The sequence below is a fragment of the Bradyrhizobium septentrionale genome, from assembly GCF_011516645.4.
Taxonomy (GTDB): domain Bacteria; phylum Pseudomonadota; class Alphaproteobacteria; order Rhizobiales; family Xanthobacteraceae; genus Bradyrhizobium; species Bradyrhizobium septentrionale.
Genome location: NZ_CP088285.1, coordinates 6,644,271 through 6,656,926, shown reverse-complemented (window position 1 = coordinate 6,656,926; position 12,656 = coordinate 6,644,271). Strand labels below are relative to the sequence as shown.

The window sequence follows — 12,656 nt, the reverse complement described above, 5'->3', positions numbered from 1 at the left end:
TCCTCTTCAGCACGGATGGAGTGGTGGTTCGCCGGCCAGGAAGCGGCGAACCTCTTCGGCCGCCTGCTCGGCGGCCACGGTGACGGTCCGCACGGAGGCTCCGGCGATATGCGGCGTCAGCGTGACGTTGGGAAGCTGCAGCAGCGGCCAGTCCGCCGGGACCGGCTCGACCGCAAAGGTGTCGAGCGTGGCGCCGCCGAGATGCCCCGATGCCAGCGCATCGTGCAGCGCCTCGTAATCGACCAGCGGACCGCGCGCGGTGTTGATCAGGAACGCGCCGGGCTTGAGCCGCGCCAGCGCGTCGCGCCCGATAAAGCGGGTGGTCTCCGGCGTAACCCGCGCGTGCAACGTGATGACATCGGCGCGGCCGAGCAATTCGCCGAGCCCGACATGCTCGACGCCGTCGTTGCGGTCCTGGGCGCTGAGCTGGACATAGGGATCGGCGACCAGGATCTTGCAGCCGAAGGCTTTCAGCAGCTTCACGACGCGGCTGCCGATCGCGCCGTAACCGACGATGCCCACCGTCATCTCGCCGAGCTCGCGCCCGGTGCGGTCGGCGCGATAGAGATCGCCGCGCCACTCGCCGGCACGCAGTGCCTCGTGACCGCTGCGGATCAGGCGCGTCTCGGCGAGAATCGCTCCGATGGTGAACTCCGCCACTGCGCTCGCATTGCGGCCGGGCGTATTGACCACCAGCACATTGTGGTCGCGCGCCGCCTGCATGTCGATGTTGACCGGTCCACCCCGCGACACCGCAATGAACTTCAGCTTCGGCATCCGCTCCAGCATCGCGCGTGAGATCGGCGCGAGGTGGGTGACGAGCAGCTCGGCATCGCCGACAAAGGCCATGATCTCGTCCGGCCGCCCCATGAATTCCTTCAGGCCATCGAGCTTCGAGCCGGCGTAGCCGTGCTCCATCGGCTCGTCCGGCCAGGGCTGCTCCAGGGTGCGGATATCGACGCCATTGCCGCAGGCCGTCCGGATGTGCTCGGCAAACACCGCGGGCAGCATGAAGCGGTCGCCGACAATGGCGATGGGCTTAGACATGATCGCCTCCGGCGCGCAGCGCGGCGAGTTGCTTCCAGACCGGTCGCGACGCCAGCCTCGCATCGAGATAGGTCGGGAAGATGCTGGCGTAGCGCTTCGCCAGCGCAGCGTCAGGCGATTGCGGGGGACTGAGATGCGGCGCAACCCACTGCTCGGCGCAGGCGCGCATGTCGGGATAGGCATCGATCGCGACGGCGGCGATCATCGCCGCACCTGCGGCGCCGGCCTCGCCGCGGCTGCAGATGCGGACGTCGCAATCCAGTGCGGCGCCGAGGATCACGCCAAGCGCGCGGCTCTTCGCCGCGCCACCGGTGATCCTGACATCGCGCGGCAACGAGCCCATCGCGGCATAGCAATCCCGTGCGGCGAAGGCCAAACCTTCCATCACGCCTCGCATCAAATCTCCATAGCGGTGGCGCGAGCGCAGGCCGAAGAATTGCGCGCTGGCCTCATGCGAGACGAACGGACCACGCTCGCCGGCATCGGAGATGAACGGATGGAACAGCACCTCGCCGGGCTTGGCCTGCAGCACCTGATCGTCGAGCCGTCCGATCAGGTCGGCGCGCGTGCGCGTCACGCCTTCCGCCGCCAGCATGTCGCATGCGAGATCGAGCATCCAGTCGATGTTCAGCGTCGCCGCCATGTTCGACTGCATCTGGGCATAGTGACCGGGCACCGGGAACGGCATGGTGTAGCCGGTTGCCTCCCGGTTCAGCGTCACCGCGTCTGCGCTCCGGACCAGCCGCATATGCATGCCGGTCGAACCGATGATGGTGCAGCCGACATCCGGTGACGGATCGTAGAGCCCGGCACCGAGCGCGTTGCAGATCACGTCGACATAGCCAAGGCAAACCGGCACGCCTTCCGGCAGGCCGGTCTCGATCGCGGCCGCCGCGGTGAGCGGATGCGTTGCGACCGCACCGTCAACGACTTGCGGGAACAGGCGGGTCAGGTCGGCGATACCGATCAACCGCGCCGTCTCCGCATCAAAGCCGCGCTTGCGGTAATCGCCGCAGGAGAAGGTGGCCTCCGATGGATCGGTTGCGCGCTCGCCGGTGAGCAGGAAATAGAGCCAGTCCTTGCAATGGAAGGCAGTGGTCGCCCTCGCAATCGTGTCGGGCACGTGCGCCTGAAGCCACGCCAGTTGCGGCCCCTGCTGGCAGGCAATGAGCCCAGAGCCCGTACGCCGGTACAGCGGCGCGTTGCGATCGCTGCCGCGGATCTCCTCGACCAGCCGCCCGGCGCGAGAGTCCAGCCACAGCAGCGCCGGCGCAACCGGCCGGCCATCGTCATCGATCAGCCAGGTGCCGTCACCCTGCCCGGTCACCGCGATTGCCGCGATCCGTGCCGACAAGTCCGGCAAGGCGTTCGCGAGGGCGCGAATGACCGCAACCGTATCGCTCCAGGTCCGCGCCATGTCCTGCACGACATGACCGCCGGCCGGACTGCTGTACACATTCGGCCGCGAAACATCAGCAAGCTGCTCGCCGGCCAGTGTGAACGCCACCGCCTTGATCAGCGACGTGCCGGCATCAATGCCAATGATGACATCGCGGCTTGCGGAAGCAGTCATCGTCAGGACCCCTCCGCATGACGAATGCAGGTTCCGTCGCTTCCAAAGATGTGCAGGTGACGCGGCTCCAGCGCGAAGCAGACAATGTCGCCCGGCCGCGCGGCGACGCGGCCCGGGGTGACCGCGATCAGCATGCGACCACCGCAATCGCCTGCGACATGCGACTGATCGCCGAGCCACTGGTTGGAGACGACCTTGACCCTGACGTCGCCGGTCCCGACCACGATCTTCTGCGGACGAATGCCGATCCGCACCTGCGGTGTGCTGGCGAGCGCCTTCGCCGCCTCACTGTCGAGCCCGGCACCGCTGATATCGAAACTCATGTCTGTTCCGACCGACAGGCGAAAGCCGCCATCCGAGCGCGTCACCTCGGCGTCGAGCAGATTCATCGGCGGCTCGCCGATGAAGCTCGCGACGAACAAATTGGCGGGCCTGCCCTTCAATTCCTTCTCGCTGGCGAACTGCTGGAGCACGCCGCCTTCCATCACCGCGATACGGTCGGCCAGCGCACTCGCTTCGGTCTGGTCGTGGGTGACGAAGATCGCGGTCATGCCACGCTCGGCAAGCAGGCTCTTGATCCGGCCGCGCAGCACCGCACGCAGCTGCGGTTCGAGCTGCCCCATCGGCTCATCGAGCAGATAGAGATCGGCGTCGCGCACCAGCGCACGCGCCAGCGACACGCGCTGCTGCTGGCCACCGGAGATCGCGCGCGGATAGCTGTCGAGGATGTCCTCGATCTCGACCAGGCGGGCAATCTCGTCGACGCGGCGCGCCACCTCGCCGCGCGGCAGCTGGGCGGATTTCAGCGCGAACGCGATGTTCTCGCGGACCGTGAGCGGCGGATAAAGCGAATAGCCCTCGAAGGCCATCGCCACCTTGCGCCGCGCCGGCGGCAGCTCGTGGATCCGCCGCCCGCCGAGCGCGATCGATCCGGCCGAGACGTCCTCGAACCCCGCGATCATGCGCAAGGTCGAGGTCTTGCCGCAGCCCGACGATCCCAGCAGCGCGACGATCTCGCCCTTCCTGACCACCATGTCGAGCGCCTGCACCGCGCACACCGGCGGCTTGCCGCGGCTGCGGTAGACCTTGTCGATGCCTCGAAGCTCGAGCATGTCCATGACCATCCGCTCCTACGCCGCCTTGAGCCGGTGCGACGGCCCGATCCGCAGCCCGGTCGCACGATCGAACAGCATCGCAGCATCACCCGCGAAGCGGACGAAGACGGTGTCGTCGGCCGCACCTTGCGGCGCGTCCGGCGGCAGCGCCGCCAGCCATTCGGTTCCATCAGCGAGACGCAGCAACAGCACCGCCTTCTCGTGCATCGGCGTGATCGCGAGAATGCGCGCCGGAATGGCGTCGTCCGTGGACACGGACGAGACCGCGATATCCTCCGGCCGGACGCCAAGCCAGCACGGACCGGCGGGTGCCACGCAATCGGCAGCCCCGAGCCGCATCCTGGCGCCGGCGACCGCGGCCGACAGCATGCCGTGCTCCGCGATCGGTGAAACCTCGGCGAGGTTGATGGTCGGATCGCCGAACAGCCGGGCCACCGCAACCGAAGCGGGTTGGGCATAGATATCGGCAGGCGTCGCCACCTGCACGAGCCGGCCGTCGACCAGCACCGCGATGCGGTCGGCGATCGCCATCGCCTCACGGTAGTCCTGGGTCACGTAGAGCACGGCGGCCGTTCCGCGCCGCAGCAGGTTCGGCAGCTCGAGCCGCATCTCGTAGCGCAGCTTGGCGTCGACGTTGCGAAGGGGATCATCCAGCAGCAGCACATCGGGATTGCCGACCAGCGCTCGCGCCAACGCCGTCCTCTGCTTCTGTCCGTTCGACAATTCGCGCGGCGTGTGACCGAGCACGTGCTCGATCTTGAGCAGCTTGCTGATCGCGGCAACGCGGCCCGCAACATCGCTGCCGCCGGCCCTGGCACGCAGCCCGCTTGCGATATTGTCGCGGGCGGTCATATGCGGGAACAGGGCAAAGTTCTGGAACGCCATGCCGATACCGCGCCGCTCGGGCGGAGCACCGACGATCGAGCGACCGCCGACCAGAATGTCGCCGTCGTCAGGCTCGAACATGCCCGCGATCATGCGCAACAGCACGGTCTTGCCGCTGCCGGACGGTCCGAACACCGCCACGATCTCGCCGGGCTCGACCGCCAGCGACAGTCCGTCGGCGGGTCGTGCCGCACCGAAGGCCTTGCTCACCGAATTGATCTCGAGACGCGCCATCGGGTTAGCCTTTCACCGCGCCGAGCGAGAGACCTTCGACCAGATAGCGCTGCGCATAGAGCGCCAGCAACAGGGTCGGCGTCACCGACAGCACGATCGCCGCCGCGATCTGGCCGTACTGGATTCCGGATGCGGTAACGAAGGCGAGCGCGCCGACCGTTACCGGCTGCTTGTCGGCCGAGGCCAGGATCAGGGCGAAGACGAAATTGTTCCAGCAGAAGATGAACGACAGCAGCCCCGCCGCGGCGATCCCCGGGCCTGCCAGCGGCACCGCGATCTTGATGAAGGCCTCGCTCCAGGAATGCCCGGCCAGCCGGTAGGCATGCTCGATATCAGGACTGATATCCTCGAAATAGCCGCGCACGATCCACAGAATCAAGGGCAGCGCGATCAACTGATAGACCCAGACGATACCGATATAGGTGTCGTTGAGGCCGAGCTCCTGGTAGTACAGCGACAGCGGCAGCAGCACGAGCAGCGGCGGTGCGAAACGGAACGACAGCAGCGTGAAGGCGATGGTCTCGCCGAGGCGAAACTTGTAGCGCGCAAAGGCATAGGCTGCCGGCACGCCGAGCAGCAGCGCAAGCAGCACCGCCGCGCTCGACAGCACGACACTGTTGAAGAGATTGCGCATGAACGAGATTTGCAGATTGCCGGCCACGGTGCGCAGCTGGCCGGAAATCAGCGCCTCGTAGTTCGCAAGCGTCGGCTCGAACAGGATCCGCGGCGGAATCCGCAAGATCTGATCGTTGCTCTGGAACGACATCAGGAAGATCCAGACGATCGGGAACATGAAGAAGATCAGGATCAGCGTGAGCGCCACGCCGCGGAAGACGCGACCGGCAAGGCTGGAATGTTCCATCGTGCCGCTCCCCGTCAGGCGTGGCCGTGCGCACGCTCGCGCAACCGCAGCCAGTTCTTGATGAAGATATTCGAAAGGATGTTGGTGATGAGCCACAGGATCATCAACAACGCCGCTGACCTGCCGACATTGGTGTACTGGAAGAATTCCAGATAGGCCTGCACTTGGAACACCATCAGCCGGTCGCCGGGGCCGCCCTGCGTCATCGCATAGATGATGTCGAACTGCTGGATCGAGTCGAGCAGGCGGAACAGCGAGGCCGTGATGATGTAGGGCGCCAGCATCGGCAGCGTGATGCGGAAGAAGACAAAGCTCGCCGGCACGCCGTCGAGCGCGGCGGCCTCGAACGGCTGCCGCGGCAGCGAGCGCAGCCCCGCCAGCAGCAGGATCATGATGAAGGGCGTGTAGACCCAGATGTCGACCAGCACGACCGTGAACAGCGCCGTCGACGGATCGGAGGCCCACTTAAAATCGGTGACGCCGAACAGGCTGACCAGATAGGACAGGATGCCGAAGCTCGGATTGGTCATCAGCTTCCACATCAGCGCGGCGATCGCCGGCGCCGTCATCAGCGGCAGCAACAGCATGATCGAAACCGCATTGTGGAAGCGGGTCGGTCGGCGCAGCAGCAGCGCAATGCCAAGGCCCAGCAGCAGCTCGAGCACGACCGTCAACGCTGTGTAGGCGATCGAGACGCGAAACGTATTCCAGAACGCGGGGTCGGAGAGAAAGTCGATATAGTTGTCCAGGCCAATGAAACCGCGCAGATAAGGCAGGTTCAGCCGGTAGCGCTGCAGCGAATAGACCGCCGCGGTCACGAACGGAACCAGGATCGCGACGCAGATCAGCAGCGCCGGCAGGCTAAGCAGATAGGGCAAGAGGCGCACGCGCGGCCGTGGCTTGGCCGGCGCCGTCGGCGCGTTCGTTTGAAGAAGTTGGACCATGCTCATGATGATACGAGTTCGCGTTCGGCTGGCAACGCCGCCGGCTCGGAATGGGGCTAGGGTCCGAGCCGGCGGATGGGCGTGGTGCGGAGGAGGATCAGGCACCACGCAGTTGATCGGTCAGCCGAGACCGGCCTGCTTGAGCTGGCGGTTGATGCTGTCGGCGAGCTTGTCCAGCCCCTCGTCGACGCTGACCTCCTTCGCCACCATCTTCTGCAGCGAGGCGGCCCATTCGGTCGTCAGGTCGAAGAACAGCGGCTGCGCCGTGAAGTAGATCTTGGCGCCGGGCGCGGAGACGTCGTGCTGCTCGAGATAGCCCGGATAGGACTTGGCGATACGATCGCGGAACTCGCTGTCCTTCCACACCGAGGCGCGGACCGGATTGACGAAGTCCATCTTGCGCGCGCCGAACAGGTCGTGCTCGACGGAAGCGGCCCACTGCATGAACAGCCATGCCGCGTCCTTCTGCTTGGAGAAGGTCGACATCGCGAGCGACCAGATCCAGACGTTAGGGGTCGGCGCCTTGGCGGCCGGATTGGCGGCAAACGGCGCGTAGCCGAGATGCCCCTTCTCCTTGTTGTCGCCGCCATTCATGAAGTAGCCGAGGATATCGGCGTCGAAGATCATGCCGGAGGCGCCGGCGCCGACGTCGGTGCCGACCTGGTACCAGGTGTAGGTCGACCAGTTCTTCGGGCCGGAGGTCTGGATCATCTTGACCCATTTCTCGTGGAAATCCTTCGAGGCCTTGGTGTTCATCGCGGCCTTCAGCTTGCCGCCCTCCATCACAAAATCCTTCTGGCCGAAGTTCGAATAGGCCGACAGGAAGCCGGGATGGATGCTCGCCCAGGAGCGCGAGCCGCGGACACCGATGCCGTAGGGCCCGCCGGCGTCCTTGGTAATCTTGGCCGCGACCTCCAGCATCTCGTCGAGGTTCTTCGGCGGCTTGACGCCGACCTTGTCGAAGATGTTGCGGTTGTAGGTGATGTTGTTGAGCTCATAGCCCCAGGGGATGCACCACTGCTTGGCCTTGCCCGAGCCAAGTTCGGAGCCGGCAACGCCATCCCACGCCGTGGAGGCGCGCAGGCCCGGCAGCACGTCGTCCCAGGCGAACGCCGGGTTGGTCTTGGCGGGATCCTTGATGTAGGTGTTGAGGTCCTCGATCCAGCCCGCCGGACCATAGGTCCAGGTCATGTAGGCGCCGGTCATGAAGGCGTCGTACTGGTCCGACTTCGACGACAGTGCCGCCGTCACCTTGTCGAAATAGACGTCCTCCGGGAAGATGTCGTAGCTGACGTTCATGCTGGTCAGCGACTTGAACGCCTCGATGTCGCCGATCATCGCGTCGACGTATGGGTGCTTGTTCAGCAGCAGCTTGACGCTCTTGCCGCTCTGGGCCTTCCAGTTGAAGTCCGCGGCCATCGCCTTCGACACCGAGGAGGCGAAGGTGGCGTTTGCAGCGATGCCCGCGATGCCGAGCTTGGCGGCGCCGTCCAGGAGATCGCGGCGGCTGATGCGTTTGGCAGCGTAGGAGTCGAACAGATTCTTCTCGCGATCGAACATGTATTTCCTCTCCTTGTTGACGCTTGTTATGTGTCCTTCCGGGTCTTGCTTCTTGCTTTGCCGGATGTGGTCTCCGGCTTGTCGGTGGCGAGCGCCTTTGCGGTCGCTTCGTCGATGATGAGGCCGTGCAGAACGCCGCTGCGCAGCACCCCGCGCAGCGCGGTCACCTTGGCCGGCCCGCCGCCGATGGCGACGATCCGGTGCTTCCTGAGATCGGGCATGCTCATGGAGGTGGCGCGGGCCGAGAGATCGGTGTCCAGCACGGTTCCGTCGGCGCTGAAGAAATGTCCGAGCAGATCGGCGCAGGCGCCGACACGCTTCAGCTCGACGAGCTCGTCGGGCTTGATCATGCCGCTCGACACCAGAAAGCCGTCGCGGCTGATCTGGCCGATGCCGACGAACAGCAGCGAGGCCTTGCGCGCGAGCGCGAACACGTCGGCAATGCCGAATTGCTGCATCAGCACGGCGCGGTCGGCGACGGAATTGGCGAACACCGGCACCGGCAACAAATAGGCTTCCGCGCCGGTGCGCTCGGCGAGCTTGTGAATCACGTCGAACGGATTGGCGGCAAATTTCCGCGTCAGTCCGCCGAGCAGCGACACGAATTGCGCGTCGCGCGCCGGCGTCTGCGGCATCTGCTCGACGACGGCGGCGAGCGTGCGGCCATGGCCGACGCCGATCACCTTGTCGTCGCCGCGCTCGAGGGTCTGGCGCAGGAAGCTCGCGCCTTCCAGCGCCAGCGCCTTCAGCGGCAGATCGCCCTCACCGAGATCGGGGGCGACGCGGCAGAACGAAAGGCCAAAGCGCTGCGTGAGATCGTTCTCCAGCGCGACGCATTCGGCGACCGGCCCCTCGACGAAAACGCGAATCATGCCCTCGCGGCTGGCGCGCGCGATCAGGCGGTGCGCCTTGGTGCTCTGGATGTTGAGGCGGTCAGCGACCTCCGACTGCGTGAGCCCGGCCGCGAAATACAGCCACGCTGCCCGCGTCGCGAGCGACGCCTCGCCGTCGATCACCGGTAGCCTGTCAGGCGATGCAGCCATGTTCGGAAAAGTCCGCTTGCAAATTTCTTCATGTCCTGCAAAAAATTGCAGAGGCCGGACGGGGCGTCAATCCCCCAAACGTGCTGCAGCGCAACCAATCTCGGAGCGCGAGCACCAGAGAGCGGTGAAGTCGGATGGGAGGTTTGTATCTCGGCATTGATGTCGGAACCGGCGGCGTCCGCGCTTGTGCAATCGATACCGAGGCCGGTATCCGCGGCTTCGCTTCAGTCGCCCTGCCCGCACCGCGCGTCGACGGCAACGCCATCGACCAGACACCGGAGCTCTGGTGGCAGGCAGCGGTGGCGGCAATCCGCAAGCTCGGCGAGACCGTCGGTCTCGGCGACATCACGCGCATCGTCGTGGACGGAACATCGGGCACGCTATTGCTGGTCGATGCGGCCGGCCGCCCCTGCTCGCCGGGACTGATGTACAATGATGCGCGCGCCACACGTGAGGCGATGCGCGTGGCGGCAATCGCACCGCTCGAAAGCGGCGCGCATGGCGCAAGCAGCGCGCTCGCCAAGCTGCTCTATCTGCTGAGCCACGGCTATATTGGCGATGCGCGCCACGCCGTGCACCAGGCGGACTGGATCGCAGGCCGGCTCACCAGTTGTCACGGCATCAGCGACGAGAACAACGCGCTGAAGCTCGGTTACGACCCGGTCGCGCGCGCCTGGCCACCCTGGCTTGACCAGCTCGGCGCGCGCGACGATCTGCTTCCCGAGGTGCTGGTGCCGGGCACGCCATTCGCCGAGATGGATCCGCAGATCGCGCGGTCGCTGGGACTGCCCCCCACAGCACAGGTCGCGGCCGGCACCACCGATGGCGTTGCGGCCTTCATCGCGACGCGGGCCGACCAGCCGGGCGATGCCGTCACCTCGCTCGGCACCACGCTGGTGGTGAAGCAGCTTGCGACCCAGCCGATCTTCGCGGCCGACCAGGGCGTCTATTCGCACCGGCTCGGCGAGCGCTGGCTCGCCGGCGGCGCCTCGAACACCGGCGGCGCCGCGCTTCTGGCACATTTCACTGCCGACGAGATGGAGCGGCTGACACCGCAAGTGACGCCCAACGAGCCGACCGGGCTCGACTACTATCCGCTTCCCAAGCCCGGCGAACGCTTTCCGATCGCCGATCCGGCGCTGGCCGCACGGATCACGCCGCGCCCGGCGGAAGATCATCGCTTCTTCCAGGGCCTGCTCGAAGGCATTGCCTCGGTGGAAGCCCTCGCCTATCGGCAGCTGGCGCGGCTCGGCGCACCACGCCTGCGCCGCGTCATCGGGATCGGCGGCGGCGCGAAGAACGACGCATGGACCAGGATCAGGCACCGCATTCTCGGTGTTCCTGTCTCGGTCGCCGAGCAGACCGAAGCAAGCTACGGCGCCGCGCTGCTGGCGCTGAATGGCGGTCCGCCATGAAGGCCGATGCGACCGCGATCGCCGGCCTTCGCGCGGTCGTCGACCGCTTCGATCACGTGCTGCTCGACCAATGGGGCACGCTGCACGAGGGGCTGGCGGTGTTCCCTGCGGCGCTGGATTGCGTGGCAAGGCTGCGTGAGGCCGGCAAGCGCATCCTGATCCTCTCCAATTCCGGCAAGCGCGCCAGCAGCAACCAGCGGCGGCTCGCGGCGCTCGGCCTGCCGCCGGAAGCCTACGACGGCGTGTTGTCCTCGGGCGAGGTCACCTGGCGCGGCCTGCATGCACGCGAGCAGCCTCCCTTTGCAGGGCTCGGACGCGCCTGCTTCCTGATCTCGCGCGACGGAGACCGCTCGATCGTCGAGGGCACCGCTCTCACGATGGCTTCGACCGTGTACGAGGCTGATTTCATCCTGCTCGGCGGGCTCGACGATGATACGGCCGAGCCCGAGCGCTGGCGTGCGCTGCTGACGGCGGCCGCCGCGCGGCGACTGCCTATGCTGTGCGCCAATCCCGACCTCGTGATGTTCGGCGCCACCGGGCTGATCCCGGCACCTGGCGCGCTTGCCACATTCTACCAATCACTCGGCGGTACCGTGCTGTTCGTGGGCAAGCCGTATCCACCGATGTTTGCCGCCGCGCGCGACCAATTGGGAGATCCGCCGCCGGACCGGATCCTCGTTATCGGCGACTCGCTCGATCACGACGTCGCCGGTGGACGTGCCGCCGGCATGCTGACCCTGTTGATCGGCTCCGGCGCCCACCGGGCGACGCTGGCGCAGGCAAGCAATCTGCCGCAAGCGATCAGGATCGCAGCCGGCACGACGGCACGGATGCCGCACTGGACGATGGACCATCTGACCTGGTGAGAACACCCCCGATGCGACAGCCTCAAATACTGAACGAATTGCGCCGGATGTCGGCTCGCGTCGGCAGCAATATCCTGCTGGTTCAGGGTGCCGGCGGCAATTCGTCGGTGAAGGATGGCGACGTGCTGTGGGTGAAGGCGTCGGGCACCTGGCTCGCCGATGCCGAGGACAGGGACATTTTCGTACCGGTCGCATTGTCGGCCGCGCGCACGGCGTTGGCGCAAGGCGACGAACGGGTGCCGCTCGCTGCGGGCGCCGGGACCACGCTGCGCGCCTCGATCGAGACCTCGCTCCATGCGCTGATGCCGCACCAGGTCGTGCTGCATGTCCATTCGGTCAACGCCATCGCATGGGCGGTACGAACCGACGCCCGCGACGAATTTGCCCGGCGACTGGACGGGTTGGCCTGGCGTTACCTCGACTATCACCACCCGGGACTGCCGCTCGCGCGCGCGGTCAGTGAGGCGATTGCACGGGATGCGGTCGACGTCCTGGTCCTCGGCAATCACGGCCTGGTGGTTGGCGCAGCCACCTGCAATGCGGCGGAGGCCATGGTGGCCGACATCGAGGAGCGACTCATGCTGGAGCCGCGTCGCGCTCCGGCTGCAGATCATGATGCACTCCGAACGATCTGCGCAGGCACCGGCTATCGTATGCCGCGGGATCGTCGCTGCCACGACATTGCCACCGACCGCTACAGCCGCGCGATCGCAACCAGCGGCTCGCTCTATCCTGATCACGTCGTCTTCCTTGGCCCGGGACTTCCGGTCCTGGAATATCGCGAGAACCTGAGCGACATGATCGCGCGGACCATTGCGGACGGGCTGGCGCCACCGGTTGCCATTCTCATCCCGGACGTCGGCAGCCTCATCCGCGAGGACGCCAGCGATGGCGCGGAAGCCATGCTGAGCTGTCTTGCACTGGTCACCTGCCGCCTCCCCCTGACGGCACGCGTCAACTATCTGGCGGCCGAGAGTGAGCATGCGTTGCTGAATTGGGATGCCGAGCGATATCGCCAGCAACTGACTGCCGATCGCTGATCCGACCAGGACCGAACGATCAGGGCGCTCAATCTTCGAAGCGCCGATGTCCGCCTCACGTCGGAACGATCT

The 12,656-nt window shown here is 66.2% G+C and carries 11 protein-coding genes; 3 read left to right on the top strand and 8 right to left on the bottom strand.

All coding sequences use genetic code 11. From position 1 onward, the window contains the following. Positions 1-6: 6 nt before the first annotated feature. The 8 genes from HAP48_RS33270 to HAP48_RS33235 form a co-directional block, all read right to left on the bottom strand. Complete coding sequence (locus tag HAP48_RS33270; RefSeq protein ID WP_166204079.1) at positions 7-1,047, bottom strand: 2-hydroxyacid dehydrogenase; 1,041 nt, start codon at positions 1,045-1,047, stop codon at positions 7-9. Further along, positions 1,040-2,620 (bottom strand): FGGY-family carbohydrate kinase, encoded by a 1,581-nt coding sequence (locus tag HAP48_RS33265; protein ID WP_166204078.1) that lies wholly within the window; start codon positions 2,618-2,620, stop codon positions 1,040-1,042. The genes HAP48_RS33270 and HAP48_RS33265 overlap by 8 nt, the downstream gene beginning before the upstream one ends. Positions 2,621-2,622: 2 nt before the next feature. Next, positions 2,623-3,738 carry an ABC transporter ATP-binding protein gene (locus HAP48_RS33260; RefSeq protein WP_420869829.1) on the bottom strand — a complete coding sequence of 372 codons (1,116 nt, stop codon included), beginning with the start codon at positions 3,736-3,738 and terminating at the stop codon, positions 2,623-2,625. Between the two features lie 12 nt (positions 3,739-3,750). Then, positions 3,751-4,854 (bottom strand): ABC transporter ATP-binding protein, encoded by a 1,104-nt coding sequence (locus HAP48_RS33255; protein WP_166204077.1) that lies wholly within the window; start codon positions 4,852-4,854, stop codon positions 3,751-3,753. A 4-nt stretch (positions 4,855-4,858) separates the two neighbouring features. Further along, a complete protein-coding gene (locus HAP48_RS33250) occupies positions 4,859-5,716 on the bottom strand; it encodes a carbohydrate ABC transporter permease (protein WP_029078419.1) in 858 nt (285 codons plus the stop codon). A gap of 14 nt (positions 5,717-5,730) precedes the next feature. Then, positions 5,731-6,660 (bottom strand): carbohydrate ABC transporter permease, encoded by a 930-nt coding sequence (locus HAP48_RS33245; RefSeq protein ID WP_175612379.1) that lies wholly within the window; start codon positions 6,658-6,660, stop codon positions 5,731-5,733. Positions 6,661-6,780: 120 nt separating this feature from the next. Next, on the bottom strand, positions 6,781-8,220 hold the full coding sequence (locus HAP48_RS33240) for an extracellular solute-binding protein (RefSeq protein WP_166204075.1): 1,440 nt from the start codon (positions 8,218-8,220) through the stop codon (positions 6,781-6,783). Positions 8,221-8,246: 26 nt separating this feature from the next. Next, positions 8,247-9,263, bottom strand: a complete 1,017-nt coding sequence (locus tag HAP48_RS33235; protein ID WP_166204074.1) for a sugar-binding transcriptional regulator — start codon at positions 9,261-9,263, stop codon at positions 8,247-8,249. 134 nt (positions 9,264-9,397) lie between these two features. Here HAP48_RS33235 and HAP48_RS33230 point away from each other — a divergent pair, with 134 nt between their 5' ends. The 3 genes from HAP48_RS33230 to HAP48_RS33220 are packed head-to-tail and all read left to right on the top strand — an operon-like array spanning position 9,398 to position 12,584. After that, a complete protein-coding gene (locus tag HAP48_RS33230; protein WP_166204073.1) occupies positions 9,398-10,678 on the top strand; it encodes an FGGY-family carbohydrate kinase in 1,281 nt (426 codons plus the stop codon). Then, complete coding sequence (locus HAP48_RS33225; protein ID WP_166204072.1) at positions 10,675-11,544, top strand: TIGR01459 family HAD-type hydrolase; 870 nt, start codon at positions 10,675-10,677, stop codon at positions 11,542-11,544. Before HAP48_RS33230 ends, HAP48_RS33225 begins: the two co-directional genes overlap by 4 nt. An 11-nt stretch (positions 11,545-11,555) precedes the next feature. Next, positions 11,556-12,584 (top strand): class II aldolase/adducin family protein, encoded by a 1,029-nt coding sequence (locus HAP48_RS33220; protein ID WP_166204071.1) that lies wholly within the window; start codon positions 11,556-11,558, stop codon positions 12,582-12,584. Positions 12,585-12,656: the final 72 nt, after the last annotated feature.

What these genes read in the sequence shown, in the direction of transcription:
- HAP48_RS33265 (WP_166204078.1), bottom strand. Translation starts at nt 2,620, where the DNA reads ATGACTGCTTCCGCAAGCCGCGATGTCATCATTGGCATTGATGCCGGC.
- HAP48_RS33240 (WP_166204075.1), bottom strand. Translation starts at nt 8,220, where the DNA reads ATGTTCGATCGCGAGAAGAATCTGTTCGACTCCTACGCTGCCAAACGC.
- HAP48_RS33225 (WP_166204072.1), top strand. Translation starts at nt 10,675, where the DNA reads ATGAAGGCCGATGCGACCGCGATCGCCGGCCTTCGCGCGGTCGTCGAC.
- HAP48_RS33255 (WP_166204077.1), bottom strand. Translation starts at nt 4,854, where the DNA reads ATGGCGCGTCTCGAGATCAATTCGGTGAGCAAGGCCTTCGGTGCGGCA.
- HAP48_RS33230 (WP_166204073.1), top strand. Translation starts at nt 9,398, where the DNA reads ATGGGAGGTTTGTATCTCGGCATTGATGTCGGAACCGGCGGCGTCCGC.
- HAP48_RS33220 (WP_166204071.1), top strand. Translation starts at nt 11,556, where the DNA reads ATGCGACAGCCTCAAATACTGAACGAATTGCGCCGGATGTCGGCTCGC.
- HAP48_RS33250 (WP_029078419.1), bottom strand. Translation starts at nt 5,716, where the DNA reads ATGGAACATTCCAGCCTTGCCGGTCGCGTCTTCCGCGGCGTGGCGCTC.
- HAP48_RS33245 (WP_175612379.1), bottom strand. Translation starts at nt 6,660, where the DNA reads ATGGTCCAACTTCTTCAAACGAACGCGCCGACGGCGCCGGCCAAGCCA.
- HAP48_RS33270 (WP_166204079.1), bottom strand. Translation starts at nt 1,047, where the DNA reads ATGTCTAAGCCCATCGCCATTGTCGGCGACCGCTTCATGCTGCCCGCG.
- HAP48_RS33260 (WP_420869829.1), bottom strand. Translation starts at nt 3,738, where the DNA reads ATGGACATGCTCGAGCTTCGAGGCATCGACAAGGTCTACCGCAGCCGC.
- HAP48_RS33235 (WP_166204074.1), bottom strand. Translation starts at nt 9,263, where the DNA reads ATGGCTGCATCGCCTGACAGGCTACCGGTGATCGACGGCGAGGCGTCG.